The sequence below is a fragment of the Streptomyces tagetis genome (assembly GCF_018069565.1).
Classification (GTDB): domain Bacteria; phylum Actinomycetota; class Actinomycetes; order Streptomycetales; family Streptomycetaceae; genus Streptomyces; species Streptomyces tagetis.
Map to the genome: position 1 here is coordinate 100,644 of NZ_JAGPNL010000005.1, position 23,469 is coordinate 124,112.

At 73.7% G+C, this 23,469-nt stretch carries 17 protein-coding genes and 1 pseudogene; 4 read left to right on the forward strand and 14 right to left on the reverse strand.

The genetic code is table 11. From position 1 onward, the window contains the following. Nucleotides 1-43 precede the first annotated feature (43 nt). From J5Y05_RS18765 to J5Y05_RS18815, 11 genes and pseudogenes are all read right to left on the reverse strand, one after another. A complete protein-coding gene (locus tag J5Y05_RS18765; protein ID WP_210874003.1) occupies nucleotides 44-451 on the reverse strand; it encodes a cytidine deaminase in 408 nt (135 codons plus the stop codon). Next, nucleotides 448-1,722, reverse strand: coding sequence for an ABC transporter permease (locus J5Y05_RS18770; RefSeq protein ID WP_210874005.1), 1,275 nt, complete (start codon nucleotides 1,720-1,722; stop codon nucleotides 448-450). The genes J5Y05_RS18765 and J5Y05_RS18770 overlap by 4 nt, the downstream gene beginning before the upstream one ends. Next, complete coding sequence (locus J5Y05_RS18775) at nucleotides 1,719-2,876, reverse strand: ABC transporter permease (protein ID WP_210874008.1); 1,158 nt, start codon at nucleotides 2,874-2,876, stop codon at nucleotides 1,719-1,721. The genes J5Y05_RS18770 and J5Y05_RS18775 overlap by 4 nt, the downstream gene beginning before the upstream one ends. Next, nucleotides 2,876-4,582 carry an ABC transporter ATP-binding protein gene (locus tag J5Y05_RS18780; RefSeq protein WP_210874009.1) on the reverse strand — a complete coding sequence of 569 codons (1,707 nt, stop codon included), beginning with the start codon at nucleotides 4,580-4,582 and terminating at the stop codon, nucleotides 2,876-2,878. The genes J5Y05_RS18775 and J5Y05_RS18780 overlap by 1 nt, the downstream gene beginning before the upstream one ends. Nucleotides 4,583-4,879: 297 nt before the next feature. Beyond that, nucleotides 4,880-5,929, reverse strand: coding sequence for a BMP family lipoprotein (locus J5Y05_RS18785; protein ID WP_210874011.1), 1,050 nt, complete (start codon nucleotides 5,927-5,929; stop codon nucleotides 4,880-4,882). 398 nt (nucleotides 5,930-6,327) lie between these two features. After that, nucleotides 6,328-7,380, reverse strand: coding sequence for a BMP family lipoprotein (locus tag J5Y05_RS18790; protein ID WP_210874013.1), 1,053 nt, complete (start codon nucleotides 7,378-7,380; stop codon nucleotides 6,328-6,330). 274 nt (nucleotides 7,381-7,654) lie between these two features. Further along, a complete protein-coding gene (locus J5Y05_RS18795; protein WP_210874545.1) occupies nucleotides 7,655-8,893 on the reverse strand; it encodes a M20 family metallopeptidase in 1,239 nt (412 codons plus the stop codon). A gap of 455 nt (nucleotides 8,894-9,348) precedes the next feature. Continuing rightward, nucleotides 9,349-10,401 carry a hypothetical protein gene (locus J5Y05_RS18800; protein WP_210874015.1) on the reverse strand — a complete coding sequence of 351 codons (1,053 nt, stop codon included), beginning with the start codon at nucleotides 10,399-10,401 and terminating at the stop codon, nucleotides 9,349-9,351. A 37-nt stretch (nucleotides 10,402-10,438) separates the two neighbouring features. Next, on the reverse strand, nucleotides 10,439-11,377 hold the full coding sequence (locus tag J5Y05_RS18805) for an N-acetylneuraminate synthase family protein (RefSeq protein ID WP_210874017.1): 939 nt from the start codon (nucleotides 11,375-11,377) through the stop codon (nucleotides 10,439-10,441). Nucleotides 11,378-11,925: 548 nt separating this feature from the next. Next, nucleotides 11,926-13,146: pseudogene (locus tag J5Y05_RS18810) on the reverse strand (cytidylyltransferase domain-containing protein); the annotation flags it as partial. Nucleotides 13,147-13,178: 32 nt separating this feature from the next. After that, nucleotides 13,179-14,501, reverse strand: a complete 1,323-nt coding sequence (locus J5Y05_RS18815) for a DUF6716 putative glycosyltransferase (RefSeq protein ID WP_210874019.1) — start codon at nucleotides 14,499-14,501, stop codon at nucleotides 13,179-13,181. Nucleotides 14,502-14,699: 198 nt separating this feature from the next. Here J5Y05_RS18815 and J5Y05_RS18820 point away from each other — a divergent pair, with 198 nt between their 5' ends. From J5Y05_RS18820 to J5Y05_RS18830, 3 genes are all read left to right on the forward strand, one after another. Then, on the forward strand, nucleotides 14,700-15,680 hold the full coding sequence (locus tag J5Y05_RS18820) for a glycosyltransferase family 2 protein (protein ID WP_210874022.1): 981 nt from the start codon (nucleotides 14,700-14,702) through the stop codon (nucleotides 15,678-15,680). Beyond that, nucleotides 15,680-17,347, forward strand: coding sequence for a polysialyltransferase family glycosyltransferase (locus J5Y05_RS18825; RefSeq protein ID WP_210874024.1), 1,668 nt, complete (start codon nucleotides 15,680-15,682; stop codon nucleotides 17,345-17,347). Before J5Y05_RS18820 ends, J5Y05_RS18825 begins: the two co-directional genes overlap by 1 nt. Nucleotides 17,348-17,496: 149 nt before the next feature. After that, the gene (locus tag J5Y05_RS18830; RefSeq protein WP_210874026.1) at nucleotides 17,497-18,720 is read left to right on the forward strand and encodes an acyltransferase family protein; all 1,224 of its coding nucleotides are present in this window, start codon (nucleotides 17,497-17,499) and stop codon (nucleotides 18,718-18,720) included. A gap of 80 nt (nucleotides 18,721-18,800) precedes the next feature. Here the strand turns inward: J5Y05_RS18830 and J5Y05_RS18835 are convergent, their stop codons facing one another. From J5Y05_RS18835 to J5Y05_RS18845, 3 genes are all read right to left on the reverse strand, one after another. Further along, on the reverse strand, nucleotides 18,801-19,592 hold the full coding sequence (locus tag J5Y05_RS18835; RefSeq protein WP_210874028.1) for a phosphotransferase family protein: 792 nt from the start codon (nucleotides 19,590-19,592) through the stop codon (nucleotides 18,801-18,803). A 271-nt stretch (nucleotides 19,593-19,863) separates the two neighbouring features. Further along, nucleotides 19,864-21,204 carry a polysialyltransferase family glycosyltransferase gene (locus J5Y05_RS18840; RefSeq protein WP_210874030.1) on the reverse strand — a complete coding sequence of 447 codons (1,341 nt, stop codon included), beginning with the start codon at nucleotides 21,202-21,204 and terminating at the stop codon, nucleotides 19,864-19,866. After that, nucleotides 21,201-22,187, reverse strand: a complete 987-nt coding sequence (locus tag J5Y05_RS18845; RefSeq protein WP_210874032.1) for a glycosyltransferase family 2 protein — start codon at nucleotides 22,185-22,187, stop codon at nucleotides 21,201-21,203. The genes J5Y05_RS18840 and J5Y05_RS18845 overlap by 4 nt, the downstream gene beginning before the upstream one ends. Before the next feature lie 283 nt (nucleotides 22,188-22,470). Here J5Y05_RS18845 and J5Y05_RS18850 point away from each other — a divergent pair, with 283 nt between their 5' ends. Further along, a complete protein-coding gene (locus tag J5Y05_RS18850; RefSeq protein WP_210874034.1) occupies nucleotides 22,471-23,418 on the forward strand; it encodes a class I SAM-dependent methyltransferase in 948 nt (315 codons plus the stop codon). Nucleotides 23,419-23,469 lie beyond the last annotated feature (51 nt).

Below are 23,469 nucleotides of genomic sequence, written 5' to 3' on the forward strand. Positions count from 1 at the left end.
CCGCGGCCCCCGCGGCCGGGTCCGGCGCGCGGGGGCCGCGGGCTCAGGGGGCGGGGTGTCCGGGGGCGAGGTGTCCGGGGCCGAACGCCTGCGGGAGCATCTCCGAGAGCGGCAGGACGCCCGCCGGGGTCTCCAGCAGCAGGCCGTCTCCGCCGAACTCGTACAGGAGCTGGCGGCACCGGCCGCAGGGCACCAGGACCTCGCCGCGGCCGTCGACGCAGACGAAGTGCGTCAGCCGCCCGCCGCCGGTGAGCCGGAGCTGGGAGACGAGCCCGCACTCGGCGCACAGGCCGATGCCGTAGCTGGCGTTCTCCACGTTGCAGCCGGTGACCGTGCGGCCGTCGTCGACCAGGGCGGCGGCGCCGACCGGGTAGCCGGAGTACGGGGCGTACGCGTGGGCCATGGCCTGCCTGGCCGCCTCGCGCAGCCCGGCCCAGTCGGGGCCGGTCACTTGCCCTGCCCCTTGCGGTACTGCATGCCGTTGGCCTTCGGCATCCGCAGCCGTTGCGCGGAGAGCGCGAGGACGACGAGCGTGACGACGTACGGCGTGGCCGAGACGACCTGGTTGGGGACCTCGTTCGTGCCCGCGTACCAGGCGAAGAAGAGGACGCCGACGGCCAGGGTGATCGCGGCCTTGACGTAGGCGCGGCGCACGACGAGCCAGATGGCGCCGGCCAGCAGCAGGAGCGCGCCGAGGAGCAGCAGGGCGTGCACGTTGGCCGAGCCGCCGCGCAGGTTGAGGCTGTCGGTGTAGCCGAAGAGTCCGGCGCCGATGGCGAGGCCGCCGGGCATCCAGTTGCCGAAGATCATCGCCGCGAGGCCGATGTAGCCGCGGCCACTGGTCTGGCCCTCCAGGTAGAACGGGTTGGCGACGATGGCGAGGAAGACGCCGCCGAGGCCGGCCAGTCCGCCGGAGATGATCACGGCGAGGTACTTGTACTTGTAGACGTTGACGCCGAGGGACTCGGCGGCGATCGGGTTCTCGCCGCAGGAGCGCAGCCGCAGGCCGAACGGGGTGCGCCACAGCACCCACCAGCTCCCGGGTACCAGGGCGACGGCGAGCAGGGTCAGCCAGGAGACGTTGGTGACGAGGCCGCCGAGGAGGCCGGCGACGTCCGAGAGAAGGAACCAGCCCTTGGCGTTGAGGTCGGTCAGGGCGCCGGAGAGTCCCGGCACGGTGAAGTGACCGAGGGACTCGACCGCCGGGGACTGCTTGGCGGAGCCGCCCTGGTGGCCCTCGAAGGCGAGCGGCGCGAGGTAGCGGGTGGCGCCGAGGGCGAGGATGTTGATGGCCACGCCGGAGACGATGTGGTTGACCTTGAAGGTGACGGTCACGACGGCGTGCAGCAGTCCGCCGAGCGCGCCGCCGGCGATGCCGACCAGGACCCCGGTCCAGGGGCCCCACTGGAAGCCGGCCCAGGCGCCGAACCAGGTGCCGAGGATCATCATGCCTTCGAGGCCGATGTTGACGACGCCCGCGCGCTCGGCCCACAGGCCGCCGAGTCCCGCGAGGCCGATGGGCACGGCGAGCTGGAGCGCGGTGGACATCTGGCTGACGTTGGTGATGCCGTCGGCGCCGGTGACGAGCCGGACGAGGGAGGTCAGCGCGAGGGTGCCGGCGATGACCAGCAGCAGGACGGGCAGCGACATGCGGCGGCCGGTCGGCGCCGCGGGCTGAAGCGTGGGCTGGTTGACGTCGGTCGCCGTGGTCGAAGTGGTCATCGGGCCGCCACCTCCTTCTGGGTGTTGTCGGGGTTGCCGCCGTCGGCGTCGCCGCCGTTCCCGGCGGCACCGAGGGCGAGGCCGGCGGCGAGTTCGGCGCCGACCCGGCGCTGCTGGCGGCGCAGGCCCCATTCGCGGACGGCCTCGTAGGCGACGACGACGGAGAGGACGATCAGGCCCTGCATGATCACCGCGATCTCCTTGTCGAAGCCGTGGAAGTCCAGCTCCGGGGAGGCCTTGTCGAGCCAGGCCCACAGCAGGGCGGCGAAGGCGATGCCGACCGGGCTGTTGCGGCCGAGCAGGGCGATGCCGATGCCCAGGAAGCCGACGCCCTTGGGGAAGTTGAGGCTGTAGGTGTGGGTGTCGCCGAGCAGCATGGGCAGTCCGGCGAGACCGGCCACCGCGCCGGAGAGCAGCATGGCGCTGAGCACCATCCGCTTGGGGTCGACGCCGCTGGCCGCGGCGGCGGACTCGGAGGCGCCGGAGGCGCGCAGGTCGAAGCCGAAGCGGGTGCGGTTGAGGACGATCCAGTAGCCGACGCCGAGCAGCGCGGCGAGGATCAGCAGGCCGTGGATCTCTCCGGCGGCGCCCATGTCGATGCCGGGAATCCAGCCGGACTCGTGCATCACGCCGGTGGTGCTGTTGTTGCCGATCTTGACGCCGAAGACGTCCGGCCGCCACATGTAGACGATGAGCGAGGTGGCGATGGCGTTGAGCATGATCGTCGCCACCACCTCGCTGACGCCGCGGGTGACCTTGAGGACACCGGCGATACCGGCCCAGAAGGCACCGGTGAACATGGCGGTCAGCAGCAGCAGCGGGATCTGGAGGACGGCCGGCAGGTCGGCGTGGGCGCCGACGATCGCGGCGACCATGGCGGCGAGCTGGTACTGGCCGTCGACGCCGATGTTGAACAGGTTCATCCGGAAGCCGATGGCGACCGCGAGGGCGGCGATGTAGTACATCGACGCCTGGTTGACGATCCGGACCTGGACGTCCGAGAACCCGGCCTGTTCGAACATCAAGACGAACGGTTCGATCGGGTTCTTGCCCGAGGCGATCAGGACGATCGCGCTGAGCACGAACGCCACGGCGAGCGCGATGACCGGGCCGGCCACCGCGAGGAGCACGCGCTCCCTGTCGAACTTCTTCATCAGCGGGCCTCGTCTTCCGGAGACTCGGGGGCTTCGGCCGACGTCTCGGGGGTCTTCCTCGCCGGGTTCTCGGGGGTGGCGGAGGTCTCGTCGGCGACGAGGTGGCCGGTGGCGGCGGATGCCTCGTCCGCGACGATCTCGGGGGTGCCGGTGGCCTCGTCCGCGACGAGGTGGCCGGTGGCGGCGGATGCTTCCTCCGCGACGAGGTGGCCGGTGGCGGCGCCGGTCATGGCCGAGCCCAGCTCCTCCGGGGTGATCGTCGCGGGGTCGGCGTCCGCGACGAGCCGGCCGTCGTAGATCACCCGCAGCGTGTCGGACAGGCCGATCAGCTCGTCCAGGTCGGCGGAGATCAGCAGGACGGCCAGGCCCTCGCGGCGGGCCTCGCGGATGTGGTCCCAGATGGCGGCCTGGGCGCCGACGTCCACGCCGCGGGTGGGGTGGGCGGCGATCAGGAAGCGCGGCCCGTGGCTCATCTCCCGGCCGACGATCAGCTTCTGCTGGTTGCCGCCGGAGAGGGAGGCCGCGGTGACGTCGATGCCGGGCGTGCGGACGTCGTACGTCTCGACGATGCGGCGGGTGTCCTCCTGGGACGCCTTCGGGTCCAGCCAGAAGCCGCGGCTGTTGGGCTTCTCGGTGACGTGCCCCAGGATGCGGTTCTCCCACAGGGGCGCCTCCAGGAGCAGCCCGTGGCGGTGGCGGTCCTCGGGGATGTAACCGATGCCCTGCTCGCGGCGCTTGCGGGTGGGCAGGGAGGTGATGTCCTCGTCCAGGAAGCGGATGGTGCCGGAGTCGGCGGACCGCAGGCCGATCAGGGCGTCGACCAGTTCGGTCTGGCCGTTGCCCTCGACCCCGGCGATGCCGAGCACCTCGCCGGCGTGGATGGTGAAGGTGATGTCGTCGAGCAGGGCCTTGCCGCCGGGCGCGGCCAGGCGCAGCGCGTCGACGGTGACGACCGGGCGGTCGGTGACGGTGGACTCGGCGGTCTCGGGGGTGGGCAGTTCGCTGCCCACCATCAGCTCGGCGAGCTGGCGCGGGGTGGTCTCGGCGGGCACGGCGGTGCCGACGGTGGTGCCGCGCCGGATGACGGTGATGTCGTCGGCGACCGAGAGGACCTCGCCCAGCTTGTGGGAGATGAAGATGACGGAGAGGCCCTCGGCCTTGAGCCCGCGCAGGTTCTCGAAGAGGGCGTCGACCTCCTGCGGCACCAGGACGGCGGTGGGCTCGTCGAGGATGAGCGTGCGGGCGCCGCGGTAGAGGACCTTGAGGATCTCGACGCGCTGGCGGGCGGCGACGCCGAGTTCCTCGACGAGGACGTCGGGGCGCACGCCGAGGCCGTAGCGGTCGGAGATCTCCTTGATGCGGCGTCGGGCACGGGCGCCGATGCCGTACAGCTTCTCGCTGCCCAGCGCCACGTTCTCCAGGACCGTGAGGTTGTCGGCGAGCATGAAGTGCTGGTGGACCATGCCGATGCCGCGCGCGATGGCGTCGGCCGGCGAGGCGAAGCTCACCTGCTCGCCGTCGATCTCGATGGTGCCCTCGTCCGGCTTCTGCATGCCGTAGAGGATCTTCATGAGCGTCGACTTGCCGGCGCCGTTCTCGCCGACGAGGGCGTGGACGGTGCCCTTGCGGACGGTGAGGTGGATGTCGTGGTTGGCCACGACTCCCGGGAAACGCTTGGTGATCCCGGCGAGTCGGACGGCGGTCACCTGACCGTTGACCGCCGCTCCGGCCGGAGGGCTGCTGGACGCGTTGATGGCGCACTCTCCTGGGGACGGGGGCCGTCTACGCGCGTAGCGCCCCTACGGCATCGAAAGGCGGTGGCACACCGCTCGGCGGGACGCGGGGAAGGCGGACCTGGCCACCCTCCCCGTGTCCCGCCGAGCGGACGCGACCCCGCGCTGACACGCTGTTCGAGGTCCGGGCCGGGTCCCGGGAACGCGGCCGGAGCGACCGGCGCCCGGCCGGAGCCGGTCTGTTCCACGGGACCCGCCCTCGCTGCTCAACTAGCTGCTCTTGACCTTGATCTCGCCGTTGACGATCTTCTCCTTGGCCGCGTTCACGGCCTTCTGGAGCGCGGCGTCGTCCGCGAACTTGGGGTTGGAGACCGACAGGCCGACCTCGCCGGACTTCAGGTCGCCCTTGACGATACCGGTCTCGGGCTTGCCGTTCTCCACCGACTTCGCCAGGTTGTGGACGGCCTTGGCGACGTCCTTGGTGGCCGACGTCAGGATGAAGTCCTTGTACTTGGCGAGGGCTTCCTGCTTGTACTGGTCCGAGTCGACGCCGATCGCCCACACCTTGTGCGTGGCGGCGGCCTCGATGACGCCCTGGCCGGAGAGGCCGGCCGCGGCGTAGACGACGTCGGCCTTCTTCTCGATCTGGCCCTCGGCGGCGGTCTTGCCCTTGTCGGGGCTGGAGAAGCCGCCCTCCTCCGCGGTCTGGGTGAGGTACTGCGAGATCACCTTGACCGAGGGGTCGGTGTCCTTGACGCCCTGCTCGTAGCCGGCCTGGAACTTGTGGATCAGCGGCACGTCCACGCCGCCCACGAAACCGACCGTCTTCGTCTTGGTGGTCTTCGCGGCGGCGACGCCGGCGAGGTAGGACGCCTCCTCCTCGTTGAAGACGAGGTCGGCGACGTTCTTCGCCTCGATCGTGGCGTCGTCCACGATGCCGAAGGTGGTGTCCGGGTACTTCTCGGCCGCGGCCTTCATGGCGGTCGCGTACGCGTAGCCGACGCCGATGACCGGGTTGTAGCCCTGCTTGGCGAGCGAGGAGAGGCGCTGCTCCTTGTCGGCGTCGGTCTCGCCCTCGGTGGGCTCGATGTCCGCCGTCTCGTAGCCGAACTCCTCCTTCGCCTGCTCCAGGCCCCTGAAGGCGGCGTCGTTGAAGGACTGGTCGCCCCGCCCGCCGACGTCGTAGGCGATGGCGAGCCCCTTGTCGCCCTTCGCATCAGACGACCCGGAGGAGGTCGAGGTGCCACCGCAGGCGGAGAGGGCGAGGGCCAGGGAGGCGGTCGCCGCGCCTGCGACCGTGATCCGGGAAATCCGGCGCATGTGTGGTGCTCCTGTCGTACAAGCGCCGGACGGTTCGGCTTCGGCGCTGGCTTCGCCGCAGATTAACGCGCGTAGACCTGCCTGAAAACCCCTTCTGTCCACCTTGTTATCCGCCCGTGAGCAAGAGGCCGCACAGGCGAGCGCCACGGGGGCCCGCGGGCGGACCGCCGGGTGCCCGCCGGGGACCCCCGGGGGCTCGCCGGGTGCTCGCCGGGTGCGAACGGGGGGTGGCGGAGGGTGACCCGGAAGGGGGTTTCGGGCCGGGCCCGTGACGGGGAGTCGCCTGCCGGGGACACCACGGTACGGATACGGCCCCCGGGCCCCCGGACGCGGCGGAGCGGACGGCCACCCGATGGCCGTCCGCTCCGGTGCGCCGCCGGTCGCCGGTGTGTCGAGGATTACTCGCTGCGGACCTTGATGGTGCCGGCGACGATGCCCTCCTTGGCCTTGGCCACGGCGTCCTGGGCACCCGCGATCTGGGCGAACTTCGGGTTGGAGTCGGACAGGCCCACGCCGTCGGACTTCAGGTCGAAGGTCCGCACACCGCTCAGGGGCTTGCCGTCCTGGACCGATTCGGCGAGCGCGTAGACCGCGCCGTCGATGTCCTTGGTGGCGGAGGTGAGGATGTGGTCCTTGTACGCGGCGAGGGCTTCCTGCTTGTACTGGTCGGAGTCGACGCCGATCGCCCAGACCCCGGCCTTCGCGGCGGCCTCGATGACACCCTGGCCGGAGAGTCCGGCCGCCTGGTACACGACGTCGGCCTTCTTCTCGATCTGGCCCTCGGCGGCGGCGCGGCCCTTGTCCGGGCTGGAGAAGCCGCCCTCCTCCGCGGTCTGGGTCAGGTACTGCGAGATCACCTTGACCTTCGGGTCGGTGTCCTTCACGCCCTGCTCGAAACCGGCCTGGAACTTGTGGATCAGCGGCACGTCCACACCGCCCACGAAACCGACCGTCTTCGTCTTGGTGGCCTTGGCGGCGGCGACACCCGCGAGGTAGGACGCCTCGTGCTCGGCGAAGACGAGGGAGGCGACGTTCTCGCCCTCGACGACGGAGTCGACGATGCCGAAGGTGGTGTCGGGGTACTTCGCGGCGACCGCCTCCATCGCCGGTCCGTAGGCGAAGCCGACGCCGATGACCGGGTTGTAGCCCTGCTTGGCCAGCGAGGCGAGCCGCTGCTCCTTGTCGGCGTCCGTCTCGCCCTCGGTGGGCTCGATGTCGGCGCTCTTGTAGCCGTACTTCTTCTCGGCCCTCTGGAGGCCGGCGTACGCGGCGTCGTTGAAGGACTGGTCGCCCTTGCCGCCGATGTCGTACGCGATGGCGAGGCCCTTGGCCTCCTTGCCGTCGCCGCCCCCGCTGTCGCTGCCGGTGCTGGTGCCGCCGCAGGCGGTGGCGGCGAGCGCGAGCGAGGCGACCCCCACCGCGACCCGGGCCAGTCTCGATATCCGACGCATCTGAAGCTCCCCATTCTCCAAAGCCCCGCAGCGGGCGCTCGGTTCGGCGCACATTAACGCGCGTAGAAACTCCTGGGAACGGGATCGAGGGGGGCCGTTACCCATTCGTGCCGCTGCCCCGCCGGGCCACGGGGCGGTGACGGGGCGGGGCGGATGGGGTCCCGGGGTTCCAAGGGGCCGGGGCCGGGCCCGAGCCGGAGCCGGGCCCGAGCCGGAGCCGGGCCCGAGCCCGAGCCCGAGTCGGAGCCGGGGCCCGAGCCGGGGCCGCGCGGCGTCAGCAGCCCGGGTCGAGGAAGGCCGCCGCCGTGAACATCTCCACGCCGACGTCGATCGCGTGCTCGTCGGCGTCGAAGTCGCCCTGGTGCAGGTCCCGTACGGTCCGCTCGCCGGGCGGGCGGACGCCGAGCCGGGCCATGGCGCCGGGCACGTGCTCCAGGTACCAGGAGAAGTCCTCGCCGCCGAGGGACTGCTCGGTGATCTCCACCGAGTCCGGTCCGCGCCGGGCGGCCATGGCCGTGCGCAGCAGTTCGGTGCTGACCGGCTCGTTGACGACCGGCGGCACGCCCCGTACGTAGGTGATCTGGGACTTCGCCCGGTACAGATTGGCGATCTCGTCGATGGCCGCGACCACGACATCGGGCGCCTGCCGCCAGGTGTCGAGGTCGAGGCACCGCACGGTCCCGGCCAGCTCGGCGTGTTGCGGGATGACGTTCGGCGCGTGCCCGGACTCGATCCGGCCCCAGGTCAGGGCGAGTCCGCCCCGGCTGTCGACCCGCCGGGAGACCAGCGCGGGCGCGTCGGTGACGACGCGGGCGGCGGCGGTGACGAGGTCGGTGGTGAGGTGCGGGCGGGCGGTGTGGCCGCCGGGGCCGTCGAGGGTGATCTCCAGCCGGTCGCAGGCGGAGGTGATGGGGCCCTGGCGCAGCCCGATCCGGCCGGCGTCGACCCGGGGGTCGCAGTGCACGGCGAGGATGCGGTGCACGCCATCGAGGACGTCGTCGGCGAGGGCGTCGCCGGCCCCGCCGGGCAGCACCTCCTCGGCCGGCTGGAAGATCAGCCGCACCGGGCGGGGCAGCACGCCGCGGCGGTGCAGGTCGGCGAGGACGATCCCGGCGCCCAGGACGACGGTGGTGTGCACGTCGTGGCCGCAGGCGTGCGCGCGGTCGGGCACGGTCGAGCGGTACGGGCAGTCGTGCTTGGTGTCCGGGATGGGCAGGGCGTCGATGTCCGCCCGCAGGGCGAGGACGCCGGCCCCGTCGAATCCGGGGTCGCCGACCCCGATGTCGCAGACGAGTCCGGTGCCCACGGTGAGGACGCGCGGTCGCAGTCCGGCCTGCTTCAGCCGCTCCTTGATCGCCGCGGTGGTGCGGAACTCCTGGTTGCCCAGCTCGGGGTGGCGGTGGAGGTCACGGCGGAAGGCCACGAGTTCGGCGCGCAGCGTCTCGGGAAGCGTGCCGGGGAGCACGTCGTCGGGCGGTGCGGCCTCGCGTTCGGCCTCGGACTCTGGGGACATGAGCTGCTTCACCCTCTGAAGGGTAGGACGCCCAAGCCCCGGTTCGACCCACGATCAAGAAAAATTCAGCCCGTCAGGGGAAGAAATCTGGCCGCCCTACGCATACCTGTCGTCTCTGTTGGGTACACTCGCCGACTTTTTCGGTCGAGCGGGTCAGGGAGATCCACCGGGAGCGCCTCGGGGGCGGCTTCCGGCACCCGTCTTCTCCTCACGGATACCACGCCTCACGGGGACCACGCGCGTTGAGGGGGGCGGGGCTGGGGGCGACCTGGGGGGGGGATGGCTGGGGGCGGCTGGGGGGGTGGCTGAGGGGCGGCTGGGTGCGGGGCTGGTGTTGGGAGCCGGGGGCGGGGCCGGGGTGCGACCGGCGGCCCCGGTGGCCGTGGTGGGCCCGGTGGCCGTGGTGAGCCCGGTGGCCGTGGTGAGCCCGGTGGCCGCGCGACGGTGGTGGGCGGTCAGGCGGGCAGGCGGTGGGCGCCGCGGGCCGAGCCGGTGACGCCGGACAGGAAGCCCCGGGCGCGGGGAGAGGCGTTCCGGGTGAGCCAGGCGGGGTCGATGTCGCAGACGGCGACCCGGACCTCGGTGCCGGCCAGGGCGAGCGGCAGGGTGTGCAGGACCGTGGAGGGAAAACTGAGGACGGTACGGCCGATCGGGCCGCGCCGGGCGATCAGTTCCAGGGGGAGATCGGGGCGGACGATCTCCAGGCCGGTCTCCACCGCGAGCCGGTGCAGCTTCTCGGCGCTCTCGCGGCGGTGGGCGAAGTAACGGCTCGCCCCGTGGGCGCGGGCCAGGCCCCGGACGGCGTCCACATAGCGGTCGCCGTCGACGACGCCGGTCTCCACCAGGGAGGTGCCGACCAGGTCGGCGCCCTTGCCGATACGGGGCGGGCCGAAGCGGGCCCGGGTCCACGCGAAGTCGTTGGCGACGACCTCGACGCCCTCGGGGGTGACCTCGAAGGGCATCGCCGAGAAGACCTCGGCGCGGCGGCCCCCGCCCGGGGCGAGCCGCCGCCGGGCGATGCCGGAGACGGGGGCGAAGAGCAGGTCGCGGGGGCCGGGCCGGCGGCCCCGGCGGTGCCAGCGCACCAGGCGTTCGCCGCGCGCGAGCTGGGTGACGAACTCCATGGTGGCGGTGCCGTCGTCGACGACGACCAGATCGCGGGCGCGGGTGAGGGTGAGCAGGAGCTGTACGTAGCGGGAGAAGGGGTCGCCCAGGACGACCCGGTCGGCGCGGCGCAGGGCGCCGGTGAGCCCGCCGACGGTACGGAAGGGGGCCGCGGCGCCGCCGCGCGCCTCCTCCCAGCGGACCTCGTGGCCCTCCCGCCGGGCCAGTTCGGCCATGCGGCGCAACTGGCCGCGGGTCATCGGGTCCACGGGCGACAGGACGACGAGGGTGAGCTCCGCGCCGGGCGCGCGGGTGTGCGCCCACTCCAGCACGTTGAGTAGCTGTACCGGACTCTCGACGAAGGCGAGGGTCGGGGGGCCGGGGTTCCCGGCGCGGGGGCTCATCGGCGTAGGACCGTCCCGTGGTGGTGGGGTGGGGGTGTCAGACGGTGACCGGCTCGCCCGCCGCCGCGGCGATCTCCGCCTCGGTGACGACGCCGGGGACGCGGCGCAGCTTCTTCATGGGGGCGAGTTCGGAGTCGTAGACCTTCTTGACGCCGTCGCCGAGGGACGCCTCGATGGTGCGGATGTCGCGGACCAGGCGGGTCAGGCCCTGCGGTTCGACGGAGGCGGCCTGGTCGGAGCCCCACATGGCGCGGTCGAGGGTGATGTGGCGCTCGACGAAGGCGGCGCCGAGGGCGACGGCCGCGAGGGTGGTCTGCAGGCCGGTCTCGTGGCCGGAGTAGCCGATGGGGACGTTCGGGTACTCCTGGCGCAGGGTGTCGATGACCCGCAGGTTCAGCTCCTCGGCCCTGGCCGGGTAGGTCGAGGTGGCGTGGCAGAGCAGGATGTTCTCCGAGCCGAGGACCTCGACGGCGTGGCGGATCTGCCGGGGGGTCGACATGCCGGTGGACAGGATGATCGTGCGGCCGGTCGCGCGCAGCGTCCGCAGCAGTTCGTCGTCGGTGAGGGAGGCGGAGGCGACCTTGTGGGCGGGGAGGTCGAACTTCTCCAGGAAGGCGACGGCCTCGGTGTCCCACGGGGAAGCGAACCAGTCGATCCCCTTCTCCTCGCAGTACGCGTCGATCCGGCGGTACTCGTCCTCGCCGAACTCGACCCGGTGGCGGTAGTCGATGTACGTCATGCGGCCCCAGGGCGTGTCGCGCTCGATGTCCCACTGGTCGCGCGGGGTGCAGATCTCCGGTGTGCGCTTCTGGAACTTGACCGCGTCGCAGCCGGCCTCGGCCGCCGCGTCGATCAGCCTGAAGGCGTTCTCGATGTCGCCGTTGTGGTTGATGCCGATCTCGCCGGTGACGTACACGGGGCGGCCGGGGCCGGCCTCGCGGGAGCCGAGGGTGCGAATGCGGGGGTCGGTGCTCATGGCTGTCCTTCGTGGTGCGGGGCTCACGGGGTGAGCGGGGTGGTGGAACCGGGGCCGGCGGGGCCGGGGGTGGGTGTGTTGGAGGTGGTGGGTGTGTCGGGGGTGGTGGGCGTGTCGGGCGTGTGCGGGGGGTCGGTGGGGCCGGGCGTGTCGCGGCGCGGTGTGTCGGGCGTGTGCGGGGCGGGGGTCGGCCCGGGTGTGTCGGGCGCGGCGGGTGTGTCGGCCGAGTGCGGCGCGGTGGCCCGTCCGGGCGTGTCGAGCGCGCCCGTGTCGGACGACTGCACCCCGCCCGCCCGTCCGGGCGAGTCCAGCCCAACCGCCACGACGGTCGCGCCCGACGTGTCTGCCGTCTGCGCCGTCGTGGGACCTCCGCGCGTGTCGAGCCCGCCCGTGTCGGACGACTGCACCCCGGCGACCCCACCGCGCGAGTCCAGCCCACCCGTGCCGGACAACTGCACCCCGGCGACCCCACCGGGCGTGTCCAGCCCGCCCGCCACGACGCCCGCGCCCGACGTGTCGGCCATGTGTCCCGTCGTGGCCCGGACGGGCGTGTCGAGGGTGGGGCCGAGGAGCCAGCCGGCGATCTCGCGGATGGCGCCGGAGCCGCCGGGGACGGTGGTGACGGCGCGGGCGGCGCAGCGCACCACCTCGTGGGCGTCGGCCACGGCGACCGGCCAGCCGACGAGGGAGAAGCAGGGCAGGTCGTTGACGTCGTTGCCGGCGTAGAGCACGCGCTCGGGGGCGATGCCCCGCTCCTCGCACCACTGCTTGAGGGCGACGTCCTTGCGCTCGATGCCGTGCAGCACGGGGATGCCGAGCTTGCGGGCGCGGGCGGCGACGACCGGGTTCACCTCGGTGGAGAGGATGAGCAGCGCGAGCCCCGCGCGGCGCAGGGCCGCGATGCCGAGCCCGTCGCCGCGGTGGACGCGGACCACCTCCCGGCCGTCGGAGTCGATCAGCACCCGGTCGTCGGTCTGGGTGCCGTCGAAGTCGAGGACGACCGCGTCCACGTCGGCGGCGGTCGGCAGCGCGCCGTAGACGGCCGCGTCCAGCAGGGGCGCCAGGGCGCGGGCGCGGGCCAGTTCGTGCGGGTCGTCGACCTCCAGCACGCGGGCCGGGTCGGTGCGCACGAGGTCGGTGCGGCCGAAGAAGCGGTGCCCGTGGGCGCGGAAGCCGGGGACGGCCATGGCATAGGCGGCGCCGGTCTCCAGCAGGTCCTGGGGGCGGTCCTGGCGGCGGGGCCGGTGGGCCTTGTCGTGGTTGACGCCGTGGCCGCCCCGGGGGTCGCCGGCGAGGTGCAGGGGCGCGTCCCCGTCCCGCCAGACGAAGCCGTGGAAGGGGGCCACGGTCACCGCCGTGTCCGCGCCGTCCCGGACGACCGCGCCGGCCACGCCGTCGAGGTCGGCGCGGGAGAGGAACGGGCTGGTGCACTGCACGAGCAGCACCACGTCGACGGGCGTGCCGTGGCGGGCCTCGTGGGCGTCCAGGGCGTGCAGCACGGCGGCCTCGGAGGTGGCCGTGTCCCCGGAGAGCGCGGCGGGCCGGCGGACCACCTCGGCGCCCGCCTCGCGGGCGACGGCGGCGATCGCGTCGTCGTCGGTGGAGACCACGACGTCCGTGACCAGCCCCGCGTCCCGGCACGCGCGTACCGCGCGGACCACGAGGGGTACGCCGCCGACGGGGGCGAGGTTCTTCGCGGGCACGCCCTTGGAGCCGCCCCGGGCGGGGATCACGGCGAGGACGCGGCGCACCGCGTGCGGGTGGGTCATGGGATCTGCTCCTGGCATGGGGGTCGGGGCGGTCACAGCTCGCCCATCCGCCGGATGACGGGGGCGACCCGCTGGACGCCGTGCCGGTAAGCGCCCCGGGCGGCGCTGCGCACGGCCCGCCGGACCGGTCCGGGCCCGGGTCCGGCGGCGGGGGCGCCGGGCAGCGGGGTGCCGTCGGGGGCGAGGTGGTGGCGGGCGAGGACGCGGGGCAGGTAGCCGGGGGCGGTGACGGGCGTGTAGTACGGGCCGATCGGGGGCCGTCCGCCGGGCCGGGCGAGCAGCTCGGCGATGCGGGCGCGGGCGGCGTCGTAGCTCCGCGCGTAGCCCCCGTCGGCGGCGATGCCCTGCCGCGCGCTCCACTCGGGGTCCGGCACCGGCAGGTGGCCGTCGTCGAGCTGGTCCCAGGAGGCGAGGCAGCCGGAGCCGACGAAGTGGTGGTTGCCGAGCGCCTCGCGCACGCCGAGGTCGGTGAGGAGCGCGGTGGGGATGCGCCGGTGCAGGGACTCCAGGGCGGCCGTGGAGCTGACGGTGACCAGCAGGTCGGTGCGGTCCAGGACCTCGCCCATGTGCCCGTAGACGAGGTGGAGGTTGGCGGGCGGATCGGCCCGGCGCACCAGCTTCTGGTACGGCACCTCCTCGATGTGCGTGGTGTGTTCGCCGGGCCGGGAGCGCAGCTTCAGCAGCACCTCGCGGCCGGGGTGCAGGCGGGCGTGGCGGACGAGCCGGTCCAGCAGGTAGGCGCGGTCGGTGCGGGTCTCCGGGACGGAGGGCTGGGCGGCGAAGACGACCGTGCGCGGGCCGGTGCCGTCCGGGATGCCGGGGTGCGGCTCGCCGCCGAGGAAGGGCAGCGCGACCTCGGTGACCGAGGAGGCGTCGGCGCCGACCCCCTCGTACACGGCGCGGAAACGTTCGGCGTCCTGGCGGGAGTTGGCGAGGACGAGGTCGGCGCCGTGGCGCAGCAGGAGGCCGTCGGCGAGCTTCTCGTAGACGACGCCGACGTAGCCGGTGACGACGACGGGCCGGTCGGTGCGGCCGGCCCAGGCGCGGGCCAGTCCGTGCAGCATCGCCTGGACGCCGCCGCCGACCAGGGCGAGGACGAGGACGTCGCAGGGCTCCTCGGTCATCGCGCGCAGGAACTCGGCGGCGGTCACCTCGCGCAGCGAGTCCGCCTGGACGCCGACTTCGCGCAGTTGGCGGGCGGTGGGGGTGGCGCGGCCCCGCAGGAGGTAGCCGTCCAGGTGGACGCCGACGTCCTCGGGGGAGAGCCGGGACGCCGTGAGAGCGCCCCATTTCCACCGGGTGTCGGAATCCGCGATAACGGCCACTCGCCGGGCCTTCGTTGCACTTTCTGGCACGCCGAAGACGCTAGGAAGCCATTCCTAGTAATCGCCCAACCGGAACACAACAAAGGGTGAACAGCGCCCCGCCGGGCGGAGAACCGGCCCCGGAAAACGACGGGAGGGCCGCCCGTTCACGGACTCACCACGCGCCGTTCACCAGGGGTCAAGGCGGAGGTCGGAAGGCGTGCCGGACCGGCTCCTAGCGTGGGGCGCGTGGTCAAGCTCTCGGTCATCGTGCCGTTCTACAACGTGCGGCATTACGCGACGGACACCCTGAAAAGCCTGCGGGCGAACGCCGGTGAGGAGGTCGAATTCCTCCTCGTGGACGATTGTTCCGAGGACGGTACGGCGGACATCCTGCGGCGCGCGGCGGACGAACTGCCGGGCGCGGTGCTGATCCGGCACGAACGCAACGGCGGCCTGGCGACCGCGCGCAACACCGGCATCGACCGGGCGCGCGGCACGTACCTGACGTTCCTGGACGGCGACGACTGGATCGCTCCCGGTCATCTGGCGCGGCTGCTCGCGGCGGCGGAGCGCCTGGGCTGCGACTTCGTGCGCACGGACCACGTGCAGTGCACCGGCCGGGCGCGCAGTGTCCACCGGGTGCCGATGGGGCGCCGGGACGTGGTCCTCGATCCGCGCGGGTCGATCCTCCCCGTGGACCGCACGACCTGTGTGGACTACCCGTACGCGTGGGCCGGCGTCTACCACCGGCGGCTGCTCGACCGGGGGCTGCTGCGTTTCACCGACGGCCTGCGCACGGCGGAGGACCGGCCGTGGATCTGGCGGCTGCACCGGGAGGCGGAGTCGTTCGCCGTGGTGGGGCTCCTGGGGGTCTACTACCGGCGTGGCGTGGCCTCCTCTCTGACCCAGATCGGGGACGTGCGGCAACTGGACTTCCTGCGCGCCTTCGACCAGGTCGTCGAGGAGACGACCCGGGACCGGGACGCGGACCGGCTGCTGCCCAAGGCGGTACGCACCTACTGCGCGGTGATGGCCCACCACCTGGGCGCGACCGAACGGTTCGAACCGGACGTGGCCCGCGCGCTGCGCTCGGGCGTCGCCGCCGCGCTGCGGCGCCTGCCGCAGCCGGTGCTGTCCGGGGTGCTGGAGTCGATGGACGCCCGGCGGGCGAACCGGCTGCGGCGGCTGCGACGCCGGCCCCTTCCGGCCCGGACGGCGGCCGTCTGATGGCCGCGACGACCCGGATCTTCTGCGTCTCCTCCCTCGCGGGCGCGATGACGCTCGCCGCCGCTCTCGACGCCGGCCTGTTCGCGCCGGACGGGCGGCGGCTGCTGCTGGTCGCGCACCGGGCCGAGGTGCCGGAGACCACGCCCGCGCCCGACGCGCTGCCGGGGTTCGCGCGGCTGCGGGGCCGCTTCGACGAGGTGCTGTCCTGGAACGCGGTCATCGCGCCCTTCCACCCGGCCGCCTGGAGCCCCCGTCCCGACGACGTGCCGTTGTGGGAGCGGTATCTGCGGGGGCTGTGGCGGCTCGGCGACGACGAGGTGCGGCTCGTGGTCGAGTCGGTCCAGGAGAGCCCGTCGCTCGCCCTGTGCCAGGTGTTCACCGGCGCCCCCGTCGACGTCCTCGCGGACGGCCTCGCCGTCTACGGCCCCACCGGGGAGAAGATCGACCCCCTGGTCGGCACGCGTGTCGGCCGACTGCTGCACACCGGCGCGGCGCCGGGGCTCACGCCGCTGCTGCTCGCCGAGTACGGGGTGCCGTCCGTGCCGGTGCCGGCCGAGGCGCTGACGAAGGTGGCGGGCGAACTGGCCGAGGATCAGGCTCCGCTCCCCGCACCCGACGGGGCTCCGGTCACGCGCGCGGACGGCGGCCCCGGCGGAACCGCTGCCGGGAACACGGGTACGACCACCGCCACGCCCGACCACCAGAGCCCTGGCCAAACGGCCGACACGCCGGCCCATGGCAGCCCCGGCCGGGCAGCCGACACGCCCGACCACGACAACCCTGGCCAGACCGCCGACACCGGCAACACCGCCGATACCGCCGATACCGCCGACACGCCCCACCACGGCAACGCCGGCCAGACCGCCGACACGCCGCCTCGCGGCAACCCCGGCACCACCGCCGACACGCCCGCCCGCCAGAACACCGGCCCGAGTGCCGACACGCCCGCCCGCGCCCCCGCCGGAGGCACCCGCGCACTCCTGCTCGCCGAGGGGCTGGCGGCGCGCGGCCTCCTCTCCCCCGCCGGGGAGAGGGAACTGCTCCGGCGGACGGTGCGCGACGCCGTCGCCCTGGGCCACCGGCACCTCGTCCTGCGGCCCCCTCCCGGCGCCCCGGCCCGCTGGTCGCACCCCCTGGAGGAAGAAGCGGCGCGGCTCGGCGCCCACTGCTCGGTACTGGCGCCGGGGCTGCCCGCCGAGGCCGCCCTCGTGCTCGCGCGGCCCGCGCTGGTCGTCGGCTGCCTCTCCGCCGCGCTGCTCACCGCCCCGGAGCGGTACGGCGTACCGGCCGCTCGGATGGCCACCGGCCCCCTGCCGGCCCGGCTCACGCCCTACGCGCACCCGGACCGGCCCGCGCTGACCCTCGTCGACGCGCTGGTGCCGGAACTCGGCGCCCCGCCCGGCGCGGCCCCGCCCCGGGAGGAGGTGGCCGCGCTGCTGGACGCGGTGGCGTTCGCCATGCGCCCGGCGGTCCGCCCGGACCTGCGCGCCGCCGCCGAGGCGTACCTGTCCCGGCACCTCGACGCGCGCACCCGGCGCTACTTCCCCCGCCGCCGCCTCGCCGCCCTCGCCCTGCCCGGCGCGGTCCCGGCCCGGCTGGAGTTCCTGCCGCGCAGCCCGGCCGTACGGCGGCTCGCCCGCCGCGCCCGGAGCCTGACACGGCGCTGACCGCCCGTACGACACGCGCGCCGCGCCACCGAAGAGACCCCGCACGCACGAGACAGAGCGCGCACGAGACCCGGCACGCACGAGACCGAACACGCACGAGACCCGGCACCCGAGAAACCGAAAGACCCAGAGACCGAGAAAGGCTTCGGATGACAGCGGCCGAACCGGCGGTGGCCCGCGAGGGCCGCGCACCGGCCCCCACCCCTCCCCTCCCGGCGGGCGGCCGGCCGCCCGCCGGGTCCGCGCCGCGCCGTGGCCGCGCGGACCGGCTGCGCGCTCTGGACGGGCTGCGGCTGCTCGCCGCGCTGATGGTCTGCCTGTACCACTTCGCGGGCAAGAACGGGGAGATCGCCGCCTCGTGGGGCCAGTCCCCCGGGCGGCTGTTCCCGTCGCTGTCCCAGGTGGCCGTCTACGGCTGCCTGGGGGTGCAGTTCTTCTTCGTCATCAGCGGTTTCGTCATCTGCATGAGCGGCTGGGGCCGCAGCCTGGGCGACTTCTTCCGCTCCCGGGTCGCCCGTCTGTACCCGGCGTACTGGGCCGCCCTGCTGATCGTGGGCGCCGCCTCCCTGGTGCTGCCCGTGGTCTCCGCGCCGCTGCGCACCGACGAGTTCCTGCTCAACTTCACGATGCTCCAGCAGCCCATGGGCTCCCCGCGGGTGCTCGGCGTGTGCTGGACGCTCTGGGTCGAGCTGCGGTTCTACGTGCTCTTCGCGCTGTTCGTGATCTGGAAGGGCGTCACCTACCGCCGGGTGGTGCTCTTCTGCGTGCTGTGGACGCTGGCCGGAGTCCTCGCCCGGGTCGCCGACACGCCACTCACCGACGAAGTGGTGATGCGGGATCACGCCCCGTACTTCATCGGCGGCCTCGCGCTGTACCTGATCCACCGCTTCGGGGGCGATCTGCTGCTCTGGGGGATCGTCGGCGTGTCGTTCCTGCTGGGGCAGCGGTACTCGGTGACGGCCCTGTGGCACCCGGGGATGTCCGGCGACTTCCAGCGGAACCCGTACGTGATCCAGGCGATCGTCTTCGCCTCCTTCGCGGCCGTCGCGGTGGTGGCGCTGGGCTGGGCCCGGTGGGCGAACTGGCGGTGGCTCACGGTGGCGGGGGCGCTGACGTACCCCTTCTACCTGATCCACGAGCACCTGGGCTGGTTCGTCGTACGGGTGCTGCACCGGGGGCTGGGGGTGGGGCCGTACGGGACGCTGGTCCTGGCGGTGGCCGGTCTGCTGGCGGTGGCCTGGCTGACGCACCGGTACGTGGAGCGACCCTTCGGTCCCGCGCTGAAGCGCACGCTGACCGCGCAGGCAAACGCTGATGCCCGACCGTTTCGACGAACACCCGAAGACACCCGGTCCGGCAGCCACGGGGGATGACAACCGGACCGGGGTGACGTGGGGCCGCCGTGCCGAAGCACCGGGAAAGGTGCGCCCGCACCGGGGCCGTACCGGCGGTGCTACGCGGTGCGGCGCTCCCACTCGACGGCTGCGGCGAGCAGCACGGCGCGGTGGGGCATGGGGGCTTCCTCGGCGCGGCGCTGCCAGAACGCGCGGATGGTGCGGGCGAACACGCCGAGGTCGGCGGGGTCGGCTTTCGCGTAAGCGGGCACGATGCGGGCAAGGGCGTCCGCTTCGGCGAACGAGTACCCCGCCGCGATCAGCCGGGGAACCCACAGAGCGGCGTCGGCCCACGCCGGACCGGGGCAGGACAGCACCCAGTCGACCAGGCGCGCGGTTTTGCCGTCGACCAGGATGTTCGCCTCCCCCAGGTCGGTGTGCGCGAGAGTCGAGCCGGCGAGCGCTGCTCCCTGCCCCTCGGGGACGAACGGCGCCAACCGGTCCCGTAACGGCCGCTTACCGACGGCGTCCGGCCACGGGGTCCCGGAAAGCAGGGTGAGCGCTTCCGCGACGGGGCCGAGGTCGGGAGAGCCGATGGTGAAATCGGCGTGCCGACCGGGCACCACGCTGTACCCGAAGAACGTCCACCCGCCGCCTTCCGTCTCCCACCTCGGCAGCGGGGCCATGGGCGCGCAGGCGGCCACGCGGGCTTCATGGCGGTACGTCCACGCGTCGGGGGCAGCCGTCGGCGTCCCCTTGACGAAGAACTCCCCGCCCTCGGCCCCGAGTCGGGCGACGAAGGCGGACATGACCCCCGCGTCCGGCTCGGTCACGGAATGGACGGCGCCGATGACGCCTTCGACGACACGACGTGCGGCAGCGGGCAGGTCCGCCCAGGGGGTTCGGGTCATCGGGGGGCTTTCTCGGTGGGCGCGGGCCGATGTCGCCGATTCTCCAGGCCCACCGGCCCGCCGTGACGGGCTGAGCGTCAGCCCTCGGGGGTCAGCGGGCTGTCAGAACAGTTGGCGTGGCACTGCGAGCACCCCCGGTCCGGCCCGGACGTCTGCCCCCGAGGCCGGCGCCGGGGCCCGACACTCCCGGCCCGGCGCGTCACCTGCCGCCCGTACGACACGCCGGGACCGCGTCGCTGTGTGGTGCGGGGCCGGTGGTCGTCGGGGTGGGTCAGGGCTGGGCGGCGCGGATGCCGCGTACCACCCGCCGTACCGTCGGGCTGCGGCGCAGCGCCTCCGCCCGGACGGGGCTGCCACCGGGCAGCCGCAGGCTCGTCAGCCGCCGCTTCTTGAAGTACCGCGGGTGCTCGGCCAGGTGCTCGGTGAGCCAGGCGGCCGTCTCCTCGCGCAGGTCGTGCAGCTTGCGGGACTGCATGCAGTAGCCGACCGCCCGCAGCAGCGGCGCGAGCCGGCCGGCGAGGGCGTCCAGGTCCAGCGGCTCGCCCACCGTGTCCGTCTCGGCGTCGGGCAGCGCCGCGTCGATGACGGTCAGCGGGACGCGGTTGCTGTTCTCGTACGGGGTGATGCGGTCGAGGAGCAGGTCGGTGCCGACCCGGGCGACCGGGATGCCGTAGAAGGCGGCGGCGGTCATCAGGGCCGTGGAGAAGCAGCCGACGACCAGGGTGGGCCGCAGGTGGGCGAAGACGGTCTCGGCGAGGACCGGTTCGCTGAGCACGGTCAGGCGGACGCCCAGGCCGGCGGCGGCCGACTCCAGGGACCGGCTGTGCGCGGCGGGGGCGCTCGGGTGGGCCTTGAAGAGGACCGAGCGGTGTCCGGCGCGGACGGCGGCGCGCACCATCCGCAGGTGCAGTTCCTCCTCCTCGTCCTGGGTGATGAGGTCGATGGCGGAGAGGTACTGGCCGAGCAGGACCGCCGTCGGCGGGTCGTCGGCGGGCAGCCGCCCGGCGAGGACGCCGGCGCTCTCGCGGCCGAGCCGGTCCAGGACGCCGACGATCGCCTCGTGCGGGACCGGTTCGGAGGCGACGCCGTACTCGGAGAGCAGCAGGGGCCGCAGTCCCGGGACCAGGTCGAGGTGGAGCACGCGCGCGATGCGGCTGCTCAGGGTGCGCGGGAGGCGGTTGCGGGTGGGGCCGTAGCTCATCAGGCCGTCGGCGTAGACGTGGACGGGGCTGTCGGCGAAGATCTCGGCGACCGCCCGGGAGGGGTTGGCCTGGATGGACTCGCAGGCGATCTCCACGGGTTCGTCGCCGAGGTCCCAGGCGAGCCGCAGGGCCTTCTCCCACAGGTGCGCGTCCTGGGCGCGGGGCGACCAGCCGGCCGGGTGGTGGGGGCTGATGAAGGCGTTCCAGGAGTGCACCTGGTCGAACTCGGGGCGCAGTTCCCCGAAGCCGGGCATCCGGTCGAGTGGGGTGCCCACCTCGGGCACGGCGGCGGTGTTGCTGACGACGAGGATGCGGCGGTGGGCCGCGCGGGGTCCGAAGAGGCCGGCGCGCAGGGCGGCGGTGACGGTGGCCGCCGCGTACTGCGTGGCCGAGAAGAAGATCTGGATCACGCCGCCACTCCCTTCAGTCCGCCGCGGACGCGGCGCAGCGCCGTCAGGCGCTCCTCCCCCATGCCGACCAGGGCCTCGCCCAGTTCCTCCTCGGTCATCCGGCCCAGCACCTCGGCGGCGGTCTGCCGCAGCCTGGCGTGGACGCCGCGTTCGAAGCGGTGCCGGTCGAGGAGCTGGTGGGCGATGACGACGCAGTAGGTGCGCAGGGCCTTCGGGCGCAGCCGGGCGGCGTCCGGGTCGTCGGCGAGGGCGTCGAGGACGAGGTCGAAGGCGCGGAAGAAGTCGAGTTGGCGCACGTCGCCGATCTGGGTGAGGGAGGTGGCGAGGCCCCGGCGGTAGAAGACGCCGGGGAGTGCGGCGACGGCGTAGGAGTCGGCCCGGCGGTGCAGTTCCCAGATCCAGGGCCGGTCCTCGGCGGTGCGCAGTCCGTCGTGGAAGCGCAGCAGCCCCCGTTCGAGCAGGCGGCGGTGGTAGACGCCGGCCCACGCGTAGGGGTAGTCGACCATGGTGGTGTCGTCGACCGGGAGGATCGAGTCGCGGGGGTCCAGGGCCACGTTCCGGCGGCCCTCGGGGGCGCGGTGCAGGGTGCGCTCGCGGCCGGTGACCTGGACGTGGTCGGTGCGTACGAAGTCGACGTCGAGGCGTTCGGCGGCCTCGACGAGGGCGCTCAGGTGGCCGGGGGCCTGCCAGTCGTCGCCGTCGAGGAAGGTGAGGTAGCGGCCCTCGGCCGCGTCGATGCCGGTGTTGCGCGCGGTGGCCAGTCCGCCGTTGTGCTCGCGCCGGATCACCCGGGCGCGGGCGAGGGGCCGGGTCAGTGCCAGGAGCGCCTCATGGGTCTCGTCCTCGGTCGAGTGGTCGTCGACGAAGATGAACTCGAAGTCGTCCCGTTGGTTGGCCGCGAGGCCGGCCACCGTGTCGTGGACCAGGTCCGCGACGTGGTAGCAGGGGACGATCACGGACAGGGTCGGAGGGCGTCGGGTCACACGTGCACCTGGGTTCTCTCAGAGGCCGATCCCCGCGACCGTAGGAGGCGCCCATCGTCGGGGACCGAACATGCCGGGGCCGTGAGGTGAACACGGGATGACGTCCCGCCGCCGGGCCGCTGCGCGCGGGGCGTGTCGGGCGTGTCGGGCGTATCGTCGTGGGCGGGGCGCGTGTCGGGCGTGTCGGCGTGGGCGGGCCGCGCCGGGCGATTCGGTGTCGCCCCCCGATATCAATATGGACGGGTAGGCAGATTTTCAGCCGTTCAGGCGGCATCCTCGCTCCATGGCCACTGCGCAAGAGTCACCCGTGCACCCTCGTGAGCTGGACGACGTCCCCGGCTGGTTCTGGCCGCTCGACCAGGTGCTCTTCTCCTGGTTCCTGGAGTGGCAGGAGAACCGGGGCGTCCACGGGGACCTGCTGGAACTCGGTACCTACCTGGGCAAGAGCGCGATCCTGCTCGGGCACCGGCTGCGGGACGGCGAGCGGCTCGTCGTCTGCGACCTGTTCGGCGAGGAGCCCCCGGACGAGGCGAACCGGGCGGAGGCGGAGCAGTCGTACTCCTCGCTGACCCGGCGGGCCTTCGAGCGGAACTACCTCTCCTTCCACGCGTCGCTGCCGGTCGTGGTGCAGGCCCCCAGCTCGGCGATCACCGGTGAGGTCGCGGCGGGGAGCTGCCGCTTCGTCCACATCGACGCCTCGCACCTGTACGAGCACGTCCGGGGCGACATCGGCGCCGCCCGGGAGCTGCTCCTGCCGGACGGCATCGTGGTCCTGGACGACTTCCGCTCCGAGCACACGCCGGGCGTCGCGCTGGCCACCTGGGAGGCGGTGCTCAGCCGCGGGCTCCGCCCGGTCTGCCTCAGCGGCCAGAAGCTCTACGGCACCTGGGGCGACCCGGAGCCGGTACGGGAGGCGCTGCTGGCCATGCTGGCCGGGCGCGACGACTGCGCGGTGAGCGAGGAGTGGGCCGCCGGGCACCGGCTGATCCGCCTGCGCGCCAAGGGCAAGCGGCTGCGCCCGCCGTCCCTGCCGGTGTCCCGGCACCCGGAGCCCGAGCCGGCACCCGAGCCCACGCCCCCGGCCGTGGTACCGGCGGCACCGGCCCCCTCCGGCGCGGCGAAAGCGGCCCGGCGGAGCACCAGAACACGGCTGAAGCGGCTCGCCGTCGACCTGCTGCCCCCGGTGGCCACCCGCGCGATCCGCCGCCGGCGGGCCCGCCGGACGAGGTAGGGGCCGGGGGCCCGGCGGGGGACGGGTCCGGTCCGCGCGGTGGCGTCGCGT

Coding starts and splice junctions, on each gene's coding strand:
- J5Y05_RS18805 (WP_210874017.1), bottom strand. CDS start 11,377: ATGAGCACCGACCCCCGCATTCGCACCCTCGGCTCCCGCGAGGCCGGC.
- J5Y05_RS18775 (WP_210874008.1), bottom strand. CDS start 2,876: ATGAAGAAGTTCGACAGGGAGCGCGTGCTCCTCGCGGTGGCCGGCCCG.
- J5Y05_RS18825 (WP_210874024.1), top strand. CDS start 15,680: ATGGCCGCGACGACCCGGATCTTCTGCGTCTCCTCCCTCGCGGGCGCG.
- J5Y05_RS18770 (WP_210874005.1), bottom strand. CDS start 1,722: ATGACCACTTCGACCACGGCGACCGACGTCAACCAGCCCACGCTTCAG.
- J5Y05_RS18790 (WP_210874013.1), bottom strand. CDS start 7,380: ATGCGTCGGATATCGAGACTGGCCCGGGTCGCGGTGGGGGTCGCCTCG.
- J5Y05_RS18835 (WP_210874028.1), bottom strand. CDS start 19,592: ATGACCCGAACCCCCTGGGCGGACCTGCCCGCTGCCGCACGTCGTGTC.
- J5Y05_RS18850 (WP_210874034.1), top strand. CDS start 22,471: ATGGCCACTGCGCAAGAGTCACCCGTGCACCCTCGTGAGCTGGACGAC.
- J5Y05_RS18830 (WP_210874026.1), top strand. CDS start 17,497: ATGACAGCGGCCGAACCGGCGGTGGCCCGCGAGGGCCGCGCACCGGCC.
- J5Y05_RS18785 (WP_210874011.1), bottom strand. CDS start 5,929: ATGCGCCGGATTTCCCGGATCACGGTCGCAGGCGCGGCGACCGCCTCC.
- J5Y05_RS18795 (WP_210874545.1), bottom strand. CDS start 8,893: ATGTCCCCAGAGTCCGAGGCCGAACGCGAGGCCGCACCGCCCGACGAC.
- J5Y05_RS18800 (WP_210874015.1), bottom strand. CDS start 10,401: ATGAGCCCCCGCGCCGGGAACCCCGGCCCCCCGACCCTCGCCTTCGTC.